This window comes from Sphaerochaeta sp. (genome assembly GCF_050178175.1).
Lineage (GTDB): Bacteria > Spirochaetota > Spirochaetia > Sphaerochaetales > Sphaerochaetaceae > Sphaerochaeta.
In genome coordinates, this window is sequence record NZ_JBFXGH010000003.1 from 1 (window position 1) to 14,641 (window position 14,641).

The 14,641-nt window shown below is 44.3% G+C and carries 12 protein-coding genes; 3 read left to right on the forward strand and 9 right to left on the reverse strand.

The window, feature by feature from the left end; genetic code table 11:
• The 8 genes from AB7S66_RS00645 to AB7S66_RS00680 form a co-directional block, all read right to left on the reverse strand.
• On the reverse strand, positions 1–1,377 hold a 1,377-nt coding region (locus AB7S66_RS00645; protein WP_428517451.1), incomplete at its 3' end, for a hypothetical protein.
• A gap of 266 nt (positions 1,378–1,643) precedes the next feature.
• Positions 1,644–3,284, reverse strand: coding sequence for a hypothetical protein (locus AB7S66_RS00650; RefSeq protein ID WP_428517452.1), 1,641 nt, complete (start codon positions 3,282–3,284; stop codon positions 1,644–1,646).
• Between the two features lie 28 nt (positions 3,285–3,312).
• Positions 3,313–4,077, reverse strand: coding sequence for a glycosyltransferase family 2 protein (locus tag AB7S66_RS00655; RefSeq protein WP_428517453.1), 765 nt, complete (start codon positions 4,075–4,077; stop codon positions 3,313–3,315).
• 22 nt (positions 4,078–4,099) lie between these two features.
• A complete protein-coding gene (locus AB7S66_RS00660) occupies positions 4,100–6,082 on the reverse strand; it encodes a hypothetical protein (RefSeq protein WP_428517454.1) in 1,983 nt (660 codons plus the stop codon).
• Between the two features lie 8 nt (positions 6,083–6,090).
• Positions 6,091–6,945 carry a DUF6675 family protein gene (locus AB7S66_RS00665; protein WP_428517455.1) on the reverse strand — a complete coding sequence of 285 codons (855 nt, stop codon included), beginning with the start codon at positions 6,943–6,945 and terminating at the stop codon, positions 6,091–6,093.
• Positions 6,929–8,305, reverse strand: a complete 1,377-nt coding sequence (locus tag AB7S66_RS00670; RefSeq protein ID WP_428517456.1) for an undecaprenyl-phosphate glucose phosphotransferase — start codon at positions 8,303–8,305, stop codon at positions 6,929–6,931. The genes AB7S66_RS00665 and AB7S66_RS00670 overlap by 17 nt, the downstream gene beginning before the upstream one ends.
• Positions 8,306–8,328: 23 nt before the next feature.
• Positions 8,329–10,059 (reverse strand): glycosyltransferase family 8 protein, encoded by a 1,731-nt coding sequence (locus AB7S66_RS00675; RefSeq protein ID WP_428517457.1) that lies wholly within the window; start codon positions 10,057–10,059, stop codon positions 8,329–8,331.
• A gap of 61 nt (positions 10,060–10,120) precedes the next feature.
• Entirely contained in the window at positions 10,121–10,408 is a 288-nt protein-coding gene (locus AB7S66_RS00680) for a Trp family transcriptional regulator (RefSeq protein ID WP_428517458.1), read from the reverse strand.
• A gap of 105 nt (positions 10,409–10,513) precedes the next feature.
• On the opposite strand from AB7S66_RS00680, the gene AB7S66_RS00685 reads away from it, so the two are divergent.
• From AB7S66_RS00685 to AB7S66_RS00695, 3 genes are read left to right on the forward strand one after another with little or no spacing between them, the layout of a single operon-like run.
• On the forward strand, positions 10,514–11,392 hold the full coding sequence (locus AB7S66_RS00685; RefSeq protein WP_428517459.1) for a VIT1/CCC1 transporter family protein: 879 nt from the start codon (positions 10,514–10,516) through the stop codon (positions 11,390–11,392).
• Positions 11,393–12,358: an aldo/keto reductase gene (locus AB7S66_RS00690; protein WP_428517460.1), complete on the forward strand. Its 966-nt coding sequence runs from the start codon at positions 11,393–11,395 to the stop codon at positions 12,356–12,358. It abuts the gene before it with no gap.
• A 41-nt stretch (positions 12,359–12,399) separates the two neighbouring features.
• Positions 12,400–13,308 carry an AEC family transporter gene (locus tag AB7S66_RS00695; protein ID WP_428517461.1) on the forward strand — a complete coding sequence of 303 codons (909 nt, stop codon included), beginning with the start codon at positions 12,400–12,402 and terminating at the stop codon, positions 13,306–13,308.
• On the opposite strand, the gene xylA is transcribed toward AB7S66_RS00695, so the two are convergent.
• Positions 13,305–14,633 carry a xylose isomerase gene (xylA, locus tag AB7S66_RS00700; RefSeq protein ID WP_428517462.1) on the reverse strand — a complete coding sequence of 443 codons (1,329 nt, stop codon included), beginning with the start codon at positions 14,631–14,633 and terminating at the stop codon, positions 13,305–13,307. The two genes, AB7S66_RS00695 and xylA, sit on opposite strands and share 4 nt — an antisense overlap.
• Between the last annotated feature and the right edge of the window lie 8 nt (positions 14,634–14,641).

Genomic DNA, 14,641 nt, shown 5'->3' on the forward strand with positions numbered 1-14,641 from the left:
TCGGAGGTGTGGATTGAACCGCCATACCACAAAGGGGAACCAGGTGATATTGCTCTCTACATACCAGTAACTCTTGGATGCAATCTCTTCACTCTGGTAATCACGATAGACGTGCTTGAAGTTGAATATAAGCCCTTCACGGTATTTATCCTTGCTGGAGAGGTAATTGACCCGTCCTCCGTTGCTGATCGTATTGGTGTATTCCAGGTACTGATCCAAGGATTCCCTTCCATACAGATACTCAACTCCCGGGGTGAACGAGGTAGACCATCTCCAACCGATGAAGGGAAGCTTGAAGTTCGTTCCGAGTGTGGTGGAGAGGGTTGCATCATGCAGATTCTCATCCGCTACTTTCTTGTTGGTAAGGAGATAAATCTTGAAGGAAAGAGGTCTTGTGAAGAGTTTCAAGTCATGCTGAATGAGGTTGGTTTCTGTCTTGAGATTGGTGAGACCGGTATTCCACTCAAGAAGGTTACTCAAGGTATACCGTCCCTCGTTCTGCATGAAGGGCCCATAGGTCCAGCTGAAACCTTGGATTTTGGGATTCATCTGCTCAAAACCACTGGAAGGAGCATACTCTGCCCACGTTTTTAGATTCAGTCTCGTACCAAACAGCTCCAGGCCTGTCCAGTTGATATCGTAATTGAACTGCTGGGTGGTGGCGCTGGGATCGATGACCCCATCAAAAGAGAACGCCAGCTTTGTCTTCATGAGACGAATGCCGGTCCAATTGATGTCATATTCAATCTTTCCATCCGGGTTGCTTGTTTTCTGCCGTTCATAGAGGAAATTGAGACTCAGGTTCGTCTCACCGATACCAACCCCTGTTACGTCAAATTCCAGATGGTCCTCGCGATCATCCCAACTTTCCAGTGTTCCATCATTCTGTGCGGTATAAGCAGTAAGGTTGAGTAAACCAAAGGTCCCAAGCAGGTTCGTATCCTTCGCTTTTACCCCAAAAAGAAAACCGGTCTCATCATTGTCAAACTTCGGGTAAGGCAGAACTATAAAGGTGTTGGAATCTTCAATAAAGAATGTGACGGTATAGTAGGCAATACCATCAGAGAAAGAAGTGAAGGAGTATTCATATTCAACGTTCAAGAAGAGTTGCTTATTGACCAGTGTCTGGCGTTTTGCATTCAGGGCCTTCAGGAACGCATCTTCTGTTTTCCAGACAGGGTCCCCATCAGCAGGAATAATGGCACTCCGTAAGGCAAACTGTGTAGTCTTGCCAGAAACCTCAAACTTATACGATTGTATTGCATAGCCAGTAATATCTTCAGATGTCAACAAAGTATTGGATTCAGCAGCAAGGCTCCCGATAAAAAGCAATACAAAAAGGCATACCAAGAGTGCCTGTTTCTTCAATATATTCATACCACCTCAATTTCCCCGAGAAACTCATGCTTATTGACAAGATTAGTTGCTTTACTGGTCAGTGTCAACACGTAGTAAACAGAACTCAGGCAAGGAAGTAACAGGAAAAACGGCAGTATAGTGATAATCCTAGCAGATTGGTATCAAAAATGAGGTAAATCTATTACTAATTTATGTATTACAACACTTAATTAAGAAAATGCAAACTGATCAATAAAACCACCAAAAAGTTGACTTACCCAATCAAAATGCACAGATTAGACGCATCATTCCCATGAGTAAGTAGCTCCAAATACTAGCTGAAAATCAAAGTCATAATCAGCATTATTTGCTGTTGATAAAAAATCGAAAGAACCATATACATTCCATGCTCCTAAGAAGGTTCCAGCAGAAACCCCAAGCTGGACATACGTACTCGTAATGCCGGAAGGAGCTGGTTCAATGTCATCGAGTTTCCATGGATTTTCTACACTCTTCTCTCCATGAAGCATACCGAAAAAGCGCCCTCGAATATACCATGAGTTAGGAATATAATACCCGAGGGAGGTACTTAAAACGATTGCATCTCCCCCGTATCGGTATCCAAGATAGGTTTGATCATACTCAATATGGTCAGAATACCATTTACGGAGCCCTACTACATAGTTCAGACTATCTGCTGAATCGTTACTTTGGCTCGTGTTACCGTCCAGACTTCTTAGGTAGAGATAAGGGTCAGTATACACACCTTCCAGGTGCCCTCGCAGAACACCGTTTCTCAGTGGTTTCTCCATTCTTCCTCCAAGCATAATTGCCAGGCCGTTAGGGTGCCTACCACTTTCAAGGTTCCACTCTGTACCTCCGAAGGCCAGTTCATCAACGGCAAATTGCGTATATATATTCAACCCTTTTTGGAATGTATAATCCAGTTCCAGAGAGGCCAGGGAATTGGCTTGACTACGTAGGTAGTAGTTATGATAGAGCATCATGGGATTCACGATGCGCAGGTCCAAATTCCCTCCCCCGTCTTGATACATGATACCCTCACTGAGTACCAGATTGACGCGGTCGGAGAAGAGACGCCACTCAAAACGGTGGGCCATGAACATCTTAAGCCCGGTTATTGGTCGCGCCTGACTGTCAGGAAGACTGGTATCATAGATCTCATTTGGATGAGGGAAAAAGGAAACCAGAAAGGAGTACTTGAAGGAATCTTTATAGGTAGAAAGCCTTGCCATGTTATGGTATTGAAGTTGGTCTCCGATTACGAAATTCCCACTAACTCCAGGTCCCCATGAGAGGCGGTCCCTTCCTACCTGTACTACCCAATTTGCTCCACCTGAAGCGAGGAAAGCACGGTATGGGATATTTGAATCCAAATATTGTTCCCCAGTAGAAAAATCATAAGGGATGTTTGAACTGAGATTCCTTTTGCCGTATAACAGAGCAATCGAATCGGCATCTCCCACATTCCTGCTTACCAGTGTAAAATCAATTGCCCCAGTAACTGCACCTAGCGAGATCTCAATTGGGACTGTTAGCAAAGGCTTTCTTTGCTGATAGGAATACACCCAGTCATCTTCTGTGGTAAAATCATTCGTGTTGCTGTGGATATAGGTTTCATAGGAAATCTCAGAACCAATGGAGAATGCCGGCATTTCCCTTGTGGCTTCCTCGGCCAATAATTCATAAATCTGGTTTTCAACCAAGGAAAGATCTTCAATATTGATACGAGACAGCAAAAATGTTAGTTCTGCTCTGGTATACGGAAGAGCTGTTGAGGGAAGAGCAAGCCCCTGGCTAAGATAGAGCGTAGACAGCTGTTGGTGAGCAGAATGAGAAAGAGGGAAAACGTCCGAAGGACTTGCAAGGCCCACTGATAAGCAGAGCAAAAGCATTAGTAGAGCGAGCACTAGTCTTTTTGGCATGCTAAATCCTCCTCTCTGCTCATGATTTTTATATTCCACGATATTTCCGTAGTCCATTGAGTGTGTATTGCAAAAAATACCAAGCTGCAACAGGTACGGATAAGTGCAAGAAATCTCGATACACAATCCACCTGTTCTTGGCAGCTTTGACTTTATCCCCTGATCGATTGGAATCAGAGAGCCGATAGAAGACCAAGGATTCAACACACCCTCTTGCGATAGCCCCATCCTGTAGCAATCCTAGCCAGAATACAAAGTCCTCATGGCTATATGTCCCATCCATGGCCCGGTCCTGCAACCAAGTCGAACGCATTACCACAGTAGAAGGAAGCACATAGTTCTCCTTCAACAATGCTTTGAAAGAACAGTGCATTGGAACTATCTTATCATGTCCAATGTCATTCCCTTCTCCATCGATGAAGGAGTAGCTTGAATAGGCCAGATCACACTTCTCAGACTCCAACAGCTGAATCTGTTTTTCCAACTTATCACTCTTCCAAACATCATCACCATCGAGAAAGGCTGTGTACTCTCCCTTCACGTGCTGAAAGAGAACGTTGCGTGCCTGTGCCACGCCTCCATTCTGGGAGAGAAAGAACACACGAATACGAGAGTCCTCCTCTGCCAACTCCTTCATCACCTTGGCGGTCTGGTCCCTGGATGCATCATCTACAATGAGTATCTCAAGAGATGAATAGGTCTGTGCAAGAGCTGATTGAACAGTTTCCCTGAGGGTGTCTTCACAGTTAAATGCTGGTATAATTACCGAGCATACCCCTTTTTGAAAAGTCATCAGAGAAACCTCCTCCTATCATCTAGAAAAACACTTTTGCGCCGATCTGGACTATATGATCAAAGGTGGGGTCATTCCATGGACCGAACGTAACACCCCTTCCATCATATGGTATATCTCCAGAAGTGACAGGCTTCTCCCATACTACCGTAAAACGATAGCCAGCGGTAAGTTCAATTGGCATTTCAGAGAATTTCTTAGATGCTTTCATCTGCATGGAGAGCGTCCGCTTGAATTCATTATCCCAGAAATTCTTCTCCTGATAGTTATCATCATCACTATAATTCATGTACTGTTCTATCATGAACCCATACTGGCCACTACGCACCTGGTACTTTGTCTGCAGCTGGGCGGTCCAACCCTTCGGAAGACCAAGATCCAGCTGGACCAGGAACTCCTGGCTGTTGGGATCAAGCGGATAGCCAAGATTCTCTCCCTTGTTCACATAGGCCGTTTCGCTGGAGGTTTCGTAGATATGATACAAACCATCGGATTCTTTCTCAATCACGGTACGGCCGTCTGGAGAGGTATACTCATCATATTCATTTAAGACATCAATTTTCCAATCATAGTCATCATCAGAATCATAATTCTTATAGAGTATTTTATCAAAACCGACTGTCTTCACTTCGTAGGTATTCTCAAAATCAGTTATTGTTGTTGTTCCAGGATTCAAATCATCCAGTACTCCCGTCTTCTCCATAATTGGATAGTGGGTATATACAAATGGGCCAATGTAGGTCCATTGAACAGTCAGGCTGGAGAAGTTTCCTACAGGAATGGGAACAACAAAACCTGCTTGGAAGGCAAACATATTCCTTGGTGCCTTAAGCATGGTGATGGGATTACCCACCACATTCATCTCATTCATGCCCATTGCTCCATAGAATCTGGCGGTGTTGGGAAGCGTATAGGAGAAGTCCAGACCGGCAAATACATCATCAATATCACCAAGGTTGTTCTGCTGGAACATGTAGATGGCAAGGGGATTGAGGTATCCAATTTCAAATCGTTTTTGCCATACGGTTGATTCAAAGATACTGAGAGTAAGAGACTCTCCTACATCCAGCTCAACACGGTGGGCGCTGAAATTGTTGTCAAATCGGTAGTACGGCTTATCTTGCTGGTAGTCATCGGAGAAGAAAGGATTACCATCAAGGGTATCAAGAGAGAATTTTCCCAGTGATCCTGTGATCACTGAATAATGTAACCATGGAGCAAAATCTACTTGTATATCAACCCCGTCAAAGCTCCTTGCATCGGTACTCAACATCAGATTGTTGAGACCGGGACCCCAATCTCTTTTGATGGAACCCCAGCGAAGTTGAATAGCGCCATCAAAGAAAGAACCAGCAAGCTCTGGTGATAAGGAGAGTCCAGTATAAAAAGCGTCAGCAGGAATGGAACGCAATTGTGATCCACCGGATAACAGCTGCATGTAGAAACCTTCTCCTGGGATGGTGAACTCTGTGGGAAGGAATACTTCTGAGTTCAGCTTATCAATATTCAGCCCAAAATCCATGTTGTAGGAAATATGCTCTCCAAGATCACCTCTCAGATAGGCAAGAATGGTGTTCCTGGAATCATACTCCTTCGAAATGACGTCCACAGTCTGCTGTGTCTGGAGGGTAACACCCAAGGAAGCACCAAGTTTTGTTGCTTCATCATATGTCCTGAAGTAACCAGTTGAGAATACAGCATCTAAGGGAGATGGATCGGTGCCATAGGTACGGGTAAGTTGTTCCAGAAGCTGTTCCACTTCCTCCCTTTCCCATTTACTCAACTGCTCTTGCTCTTCAGCAATCTCAGTAAGCAATGACACCACCTTGTTGGCACTATAGGGTCGGACAGCTATCTGCTTATCGATTAATCCACGAATCTGTGCATTCTCCAATACTTGATATACTCGATGATCTAGAGGCACCGAAAGCTGATCAGCAGCACTAATTGTAGAGAAAGTGAAAAACAACACACCAATTAGTGATACAATACGTATAGTTTTCATAATAAATCCTATTTAGTTTCTATTGTAGCAAGCTGATCAACAAACCAGTTTTGTAGAGCCTTAATTCTTCTCATGAATGCAGAGGGAAGATCTACAGTAATACCCAAAATACCTACTTCTGGCTCACGATCCTCAATGGTTGTAAGAGCACATAGCAACAAGCCATCCTCCATCTGGTATGTACCCATACTGATGTGGAGTTGTTCTTTTGGAACAGCTGTAAAAATACCAAATACCCGTAGTGTACTGATATTCATGATTTCTACAAATATTTCCCTGTCACTATTCGTATAGGTGTGTAGGTAACGATTACCGCCAAAGGAACTATCCCGCTGGTAAACATAGCTCTGTACAGAGTATGGGAAAGTAGTGGCTACAGGGTCTGGGAGTAGATTGTTCAGATTTTTGCCATCTTCCATGTAGGATGATTTCTCGATAAGTATTTTTGGCTTATTCCCCGCTCTCCAAGAAATATAGGTAATTCCCTCTTGTGTGGATATTGCTCTAATCTTATTAAAGATCGCCAGTTGCCGATCTTCTGTGCTCATTGCTTTCAGCTCGGGTCCATATGGAATATAACTTACTGCAGCAATACTGAACCCATTTGTTGATTGTTCAGCAATGGCAGCCCTATCATACGCTTCAGTTCCTTTTGCAAAAAATTGAGTTATCTTGCCTCCTTCGATCGTATCACCATCGATGATTTTTCCGTCCAGAAGATCCTGAATCTGGGATGAAGTTAACGCTGGCAAAGTCAAACGAATTTCTTGCTCTGCAGCAAATAAAGACGAAAAACCCAATACACACAAAAATAAGCTAAGTAAATACTTTCTCATAAATTCCTCATTAATACGCATTCTCATTTACAAATCCTCTAAAGAAAGTAAAAAGTACAATCTTTAGATCAAAAAGCATAGTCCAATTTCTTATATAGTATAAATCAAATTCAATTCTACGTTCCAGTGACGTGTTCCCTCTCCAACCATTTACCTGTGCCCATCCAGAAACCCCTGCCTTGAATCTATGACGCATTCGATATCCAGGAATCTCCTGATTGAATTTCTCAACCAATTCAGGCCTTTCAGGTCGCGGTCCGATCAAACTCATCGAACCACCGATAACATTAAACAACTGGGGCAATTCATCCAAGCTCGTTTTCCTGAGAAATCGGCCTATCTTGGTAATCCTTGGATCATTCTCTTCTGTCCAGTGGGCATTCCCTTCAGGGATGTCAGTTCTCATACTCCTGAATTTGTACATGGTAAACTCTTCTTCATCTCGCGTAATCCGTTTTTGCTTGAAAATAATAGGGCCTGGTGAAGAAAGTTTAATCAATAGCGCAATCAACAATAATACTGGGGAAATAAGCACTATACCAACACTACAAGAAACAATATCAAAGGTGCGTTTCATAAAACGCTGGAAGAACCCCATCTCTGCAGCATTGAGAGTAAGCATTGGTATCCATCTAAAATCAGATATTTGTGTACCAATATACGATTCCGGTATACTTGGTAGCATTATTACTTTTTCATTGAGGAGATCCAAGGCCTGTGCTACCATCTTTTCTTGTCTTTTATACTCTTCTCCTGGATATCCAATCACTACCAAATCAGGATTTGTCAATGCAACAGCTTCACGCAACAACCCTGCATTGATTTGTCTTGCACCGCCGATGGCAACTCCTTCTCCGTCGAATTGGCCAACCAATTTGATACCGTGCATCCGCCTGCTATGCAATGCACTTTCATAATGTTCAAGTTTCTCTCCATAACCAACAAGGAGTATACGTCGTGTATACTTTCCTTTCTTGTAACTTTTCTTTATATGGGAAGAAATGATGGTCCGTTCCAGAACCAAGAAAATAACGATAATAAAAAAATACAGCCCAATGGCAATTCGGCTCACTTTTTCAGAGAAGAAGAAGTAGAGTACAACCAAGAGAAGCAAGAAAGCTTCAAATGCACTGAATATCAGAGTACTCGTTTCTTTTCGCCATGAATGCTCCAACTCCTCAATATAAAGGTCATTCCTACTTATAAAAAATATATTGAAGATCCATACCAGTACAGAAAGTTGTATGAACAAGGCGAATGAGGCAATTCTTCCCCCTGGAAGAATATAAAAACGTAAATAACCCGCAAGCAACCAAGCGCTCAAAACAGCAATGGTATCTCCTAATACTTTTAAAACCAACAATGCTTTATTAGCCTTATTTTTCATATACCAAATTCCTCGCTCCCTTACTAAATGCGAGTCGCTTTATAGAATAGTTGCTTTGCAAATCGGCGTCGCCGACTCCCACGTGGAAAAAGTCGTAATACGATAGACTCTTTCTTTCCATTAGCACCGTTCAACACCATCATCAATAACTGCTCAAAAAACTCACTCCTTTTCGCATAGTGCCAGAAAAGATATGCAAAATCAGAATCGAGTACATCCCAAGGTTTCTCAAATCCAGCATAATGTACAATATGGGGATCTTTTCGAGCTTGGGTATACGCATCATAAAGTGAATATGGACCATCTTCAATGGTTTGCATTCTGGTATGGTTACAATCCACTACTGTGTTCCATCGCATATCCAATAGCTGATAGCGTCCTCTACACTCCTTGTTCAACAAATCTTGATCATTAAATCGGTATCTTCGCTCTCCTACCAATGCAATCCATTGATCTACAGAATGAAATGAACGCATTGCTTTCAGATCAATAACCAAAACACCTGCTTGAAAATATGGGTCTCCCTCTTGCAATCCCAGAACATCTTGTAAATATGACTTCATACTGGGATCCTTACCCATTGCAAGACTGGGAACCTCTGGGTCAAGTGTAGCAGCTAATATATTCCCATGCATTTCCGTATCGTATAGCTTACCTACATCATCCAGAATCACGGTATCACAATCCAGATAGAGTACTTTTTTATAATCTGGAAGAATGTCAGCTATCAGGAATCGGTAATACGTCTCTATCGTAATATGATCTGTCGGATTCTTTTGTAGAGCTCTCTTTCCCATTAAGATTCTGGGATTGAAGAATCGTAGATGCACTTGAGGATACTGTTTGCAAGTCAGTTCAAGCCTCTGTTTTGAATCCTCTGATAAATCTGATTCCAGTACAATAATATCATAGGACCGATTTCTATCAATATTATCGAGCAGTGAAGTTATACATACCCCAAGAGCAGGGGCAAAGCGTTCATTCGAGGCAAACACAACAGGAACTGCAGAATTCTTCCATACTGAAAGATATTTGGGGACTTCAACATGTTTGAATTGGACAGTCGCGCAACGCTTAACTTCCAGAGAAGGAGAACATGCAAGATATACCTGGAATAGCAATACATAGAGATGTTTGAATGACTGTAGCCTTGTATTGGAAAGCTTGGACAGGTCCAGTTCAGAGAAAAAAGCTTGGATTACCGTCTCTGCAAACGTTATGAACTCCTCGAAACACGATCGTTTCAAAACAGCGACAATAGAAGGCAGATATAGTTTTTTCTCCATACTGTAGGTTGCCGGGTTTGTATAGGCTGGATAGTGTTCTTTTATCATTGCAAGCAAACAATCTAAATCCTGACCATTTACATTGCACTCATTTAGTAAATGGACCCTTAGGCTTGTGGGAATACGTAAAGAATTCTGGCATAATACATCTGCTTGCCCTATGACTTGGCAATATAAATCTGGATTATCAATCCTATACGCACTTACTGTTTCTGGTGCAATATACTCTTCATGATAGAATTTTTGTTCTTTCTCACCCGGCACAAGGTAAGTATTATCCATAAAAAGTCCAATGTGTGTTTCTTCCGGAAGGTCAGAAGAGAAAAGTGGGGTATAACAGATATCTTTATAAAACTGCACAGGTATTGCATGATAATCATCAGATGGGAGAAGCGTAGAAGAAACGTCACATATGACTGAAATTGAAATTGACAAGGTACAACCTCTCTGGATGCCTTCTTTTGGCATGTAGGGATGCTTTCAGTACATGATATCACACCAAAGGGAGTTGAGGAACTCCTTTTACTGATCAGATATGCAGGTGATCATCATACCGGTCACTGAGAATCTTTCTACAATAGGAGTCCTTTTGCTTCAGGATCTTCGACCCTCTGGTAATCTTACACAAGGAGATACCGTATGAGGAAGCAATCTCCCGCTGAGGAAGCCCCTGATAGAGGTCCTTCATCAAATTCCAGCGAAGCAAGATCGCCTTCCGCTCACTTGGAGTGAGCATCTCCTCAAACAACTTGGCCATATCCTCAGGGTTATTAGTTGCACTAAAGACCTCAATCAAATCCTTATATTCAGTATCCATGGCTCCTCCGTTTCATTTCATACTACAAAGAGAAACAGAAGCGGTCAAGCAACGCTATTTGCAAAACATTCTGCGATAGCTATACTATCGCCAAGGAGCAATAGAGTGAGTGAGAATACCTATAGCAAAAAAACAATGCGCATTCTCCTGTTTCTACAACAGGGAGAGTTGACCGAGCATCGAATCTACAGCTTTCTCGCATCCCGGGTGAAGGATGAACATAACAGCAATGTGTTACGTGGTATTGCCGATGAGGAACTCAGACATGCCAAAATCTGGCAGAAACTGACTGGCAAGGAAGTCAAAATCAATAGAATCAAACTATGGTTCTACAGCTTCATGGCACTCATCCTGGGATATACCTTCGTGCTGAAGAAGATGGAAAAAGGAGAGGACAAAGCCACCAAGGCCTACCGTTCCCTGATCGCTGAAGTACCCCAGGCAAAACAGATCAGTGAAGATGAGGACAGACACGAACAACAACTGCTTGCAATGCTCGATGAGGAACGCTTGCAATATATCGGATCCATGGTGCTTGGCTTAAGCGATGCACTTGTTGAGCTCTCTGGAACACTGGCTGGATTGACTTTCGCGTTGCAGAACACCCGCCTCATTGCCCTATCCGGCTTGATTACCGGTATCTCAGCAACCCTTTCCATGGCATCCAGCGAGTATCTCTCTGCGAAGAACAGCGGGGAAAAGAATGCGGCTAAAAGCAGCATGTACACAGGCATTGCCTATCTCTTCACCGTAGCCTTCATGGTTCTGCCCTACCTGCTTCTTGATAGCTATGTGGCCGCCTTGCTCATCATGCTGGTGATTGTCATTGTCATCATCATGTTTTTTACCTATTATACTGCAGTCGCGAAAGACCTTCCCTTTGGTAAACGATTCTTGGAAATGGCACTCATCAGTCTCAGTGTTGCTGCCATATCGTTTGTGATCGGAATCCTCGTAAAGCGATTCCTGGGAATTGACATCTAAATGAAATACCTTGAATTTAACAACCTGAAGCTCTCACAAATAGCCCTTGGGTGCGACCATTACGGCGAGTCCATCAGCGAAGAGATTGCACTGAAGCAGTTGGATATTTTTGCAGACGCAGGGGGGACTCTCCTTGACACTGCCCACATCTATGGACAAGGCAAGGCAGGCACACTCTCCAGCAGTGAATTGGTTCTTGGCAAATGGATGCAGGAAACTGGTTCACGAGAAAGGATGGTTGTCGCATCAAAGGGCTGTCATCCATACAAGGAAGATATGCATAGAAGCAGGATAAACAGAGCTGACATGATGTTGGATATCAACCAAAGCCTTGACTCCTTGGGGACAGACCATCTGGATATCTGGTTTTTCCACCGGGACAATCCCCAGATGCCAGCCGATGAAATCATCGACATGGCTGGAGAGCTCGTAGGGAAAAACCTGGTTCGACACCTGGGAGCATCTAACTGGACCACCGAGAGGATTGCACAGGCCAACACATGGGCAAAAGAACACGGAAAGCCAGCATTTTCAATCAGTGAGATCCAGTGGAGTCTTGCCCATTGCACACCAGCTACCTGGGGTGATGATACCTTGGTCTGCATGACTGAGGAACAGCGACAATGGTATGAGAAGGAATCCATGCCGGTCATGTGCTTCTCCCCGCAGGCAAAAGGGCTCTTTTCCAAAGTTATCGCAGGTAAGACGGAAACGCTCAGCGATACGGCAAAGCGCCGATTCCTTACTGAAATCAACCTGGCCCTCGTACCCAAGGTGGAGAAGCTATCCTCCCAGTTGCATGTTTCTCCCTCTGCGATAGCGATGGCATATCTGACAAGCCAGAGAAATCCAACCATTGCAATTGCTGGATCCAGCAAGACAGCCCAGATCACAGAAACCCTCGCTGGCAGTGACCTGATCTTGAGTGAGGAACAAATCGCCTTCCTGAGCGAAGATCTTCGCTAACTTGCTTGCATCTAACACGGTGAGACAGTAGGATACACTTCATGACGCAATCCCTCACGCAGGTTGCTCTCTTTCTCTTCATCATAATCTTGGCCCAGGTCCTGAAGCGGATTGGATTGTTTACGGAGAAGGAAGGGAGCACGCTGTCCAGCATCAGCTTGAATATCACCCTTCCAGCAGCTATCGTGGCGAGTTTCAACACCTTCACGATGGATTATTCACTGCTGGTGTTGGTTGCCTATGGAATTGGGGCGAACATCCTGCTTGCCTCTCTCTCCTACCTTTTTATGTGCAAGCAGAACAATTCACTGAAGGCATATGCCCTCCTGAGTGGATCGACCTATAACGTGGGCAACTTCTCTTTCCCTTTCATCCAATCCCTCTTCGGTGCCCAAGCCTTGGTTGCAGCCTCCCTGTTCGACCTAGGCAATGCGCTGATGACCACAGGATTGACCTACTCCCTTGCAAGTTCTGTCTCCCAGGGAAAGCGTCCAGAAACTACTGACATCATAAGGAAACTCTTCACGAGTGTTCCGTTCATCACCTATCTGGTTATGATCACGCTCTCATTCGCACATATCCGGTTGCCTCTCTTTCTCCAAGACTGGATGGTGGCCATAGGAAAAGCAAACCCGATCATCGCCATGTTGATGATCGGGATAATGCTGGACATTCATTTTGAGAAGAATTGGATCAAGTATACGCTGGGGTTACTGGCCATACGATACGCTCTGGGTATCCTGATGGCCTGGTATTTCATCGTTCATACCGATTTCAACCAGATCATCAAGACAACCCTGGTATTCGTCGTATTCAGTCCAAGCTCTACCAGTTCGGTAGCTTTTCTTGAAAAGCTGACTGACGAGAAAAAGCTTGCTTCCTTTACCTCTTCTCTCTCAGTCTTGGCAAGTATTGCCAGCTTCACCATCCTCTCTCTTCTGGTTACCTAGCCGAAGAGGTAGGAGTTTACCAGATTGTTCAGGTACTCCTGCTTCCCACTGCGCTTCTCGATCTGGACATTGCGACCGATAGCAGCCAGAGATGCAAGATCCATGGAACCATCTTCAAACTTCTTTCCTTCCCCTGCATCAAATGAAGCATAGCGGTTCTTGACGAAAGTATCGAACAATCCTTCATCGATGATTTTGTGGGCAACCTCAAGACCAAGAGCAAAACTATCCATACCACCGATATGAGCGATGAAGAGATCTTCAAGGTCGGTGGAGTTACGCCTTCGTTTTGCATCAAAGTTCAGTCCACCGCTGCCCAGTCCACCATGCCGCAAGATGACCAACATCGCCATCGTGGTAGCATATACGTCGGTCGGGAACTCATCAGTATCCCATCCATTGATCGGGTCACCCTGGTTTGCATCGACACTGCCAAGCATACCGCGACTAGCAGCGACCAACAGGTCATGGTCGAAGGTGTGACCTGCCAAGGTTGCATGGTTGGCTTCAATATTGCACTTGAAATCCTTATCCAGATCATACTCCTTGAGGAATCCAATTGTGGTGGCAGCATCATAGTCATACTGGTGCTTGGTCGGTTCCATCGGCTTTGGTTCGATCAGGAATGTTCCCTTGAACCCGATACTTCGACCATAGTCACGTGCCATGGTAAGGAATCGTGCCAGATGATCCTGTTCTCTCTTCATGTCGGTATTCAAGAGACTCATGTACCCCTCTCTACCGCCCCAGAAGACATAATTCTGCCCACCGAGTTTTACGTTCACATCCAGACTGTTCTTCACCTGCACTGCTGCACGGGCGACAACATTGAAATCAGGGTTGGTTGCTGCTCCGTTCATGTAGATGGGATGCGTGAACACATTTGCGGTATTCCAAAGCAATTTCACGCCACTTGCTTTCTGCCTTGCGAGCAATTCGTCAGCAATCTTGTGAAACGTCTGCTCATAGGTAACCGCATCTTCACTATCGGGAGAAGCATCCACATCATGGAAACAATAGAAGGGAGTCCCCAGCTTGGTGAAGAACTCGAAAGCTGCATCAGCCTTGGCAACTGCATTCGCATACGGGTCAGACTTCCTGAAGGGGAAGTCCATCGTTGCACTACCGAAGGGATCCGTACCATCTGCACAGAAACTATGCCAGTAGGCAGTTGCAAAGCGAAGATGCTCGGCCATTGTCTTGCCGCCAATCATCTTCTTCTCATCATAATACTTGAATGCGAGCGGGTTCTTGCTTCCCTTTCCCTCGAACGCAATCTTTCCGATTCCCTTAAAATATTCCTGATCTCCGACAAAATATTCCATTACATCCT

Coding starts and splice junctions, on each gene's coding strand:
- AB7S66_RS00670 (WP_428517456.1), bottom strand. CDS start 8,305: ATGAAAAATAAGGCTAATAAAGCATTGTTGGTTTTAAAAGTATTAGGA.
- AB7S66_RS00655 (WP_428517453.1), bottom strand. CDS start 4,077: ATGACTTTTCAAAAAGGGGTATGCTCGGTAATTATACCAGCATTTAAC.
- AB7S66_RS00695 (WP_428517461.1), top strand. CDS start 12,400: ATGACGCAATCCCTCACGCAGGTTGCTCTCTTTCTCTTCATCATAATC.
- AB7S66_RS00675 (WP_428517457.1), bottom strand. CDS start 10,059: ATGCCAAAAGAAGGCATCCAGAGAGGTTGTACCTTGTCAATTTCAATT.
- xylA (WP_428517462.1), bottom strand. CDS start 14,633: ATGGAATATTTTGTCGGAGATCAGGAATATTTTAAGGGAATCGGAAAG.
- AB7S66_RS00665 (WP_428517455.1), bottom strand. CDS start 6,945: ATGAGAATGCGTATTAATGAGGAATTTATGAGAAAGTATTTACTTAGC.
- AB7S66_RS00660 (WP_428517454.1), bottom strand. CDS start 6,082: ATGAAAACTATACGTATTGTATCACTAATTGGTGTGTTGTTTTTCACT.
- AB7S66_RS00680 (WP_428517458.1), bottom strand. CDS start 10,408: ATGGATACTGAATATAAGGATTTGATTGAGGTCTTTAGTGCAACTAAT.
- AB7S66_RS00650 (WP_428517452.1), bottom strand. CDS start 3,284: ATGCCAAAAAGACTAGTGCTCGCTCTACTAATGCTTTTGCTCTGCTTA.
- AB7S66_RS00690 (WP_428517460.1), top strand. CDS start 11,393: ATGAAATACCTTGAATTTAACAACCTGAAGCTCTCACAAATAGCCCTT.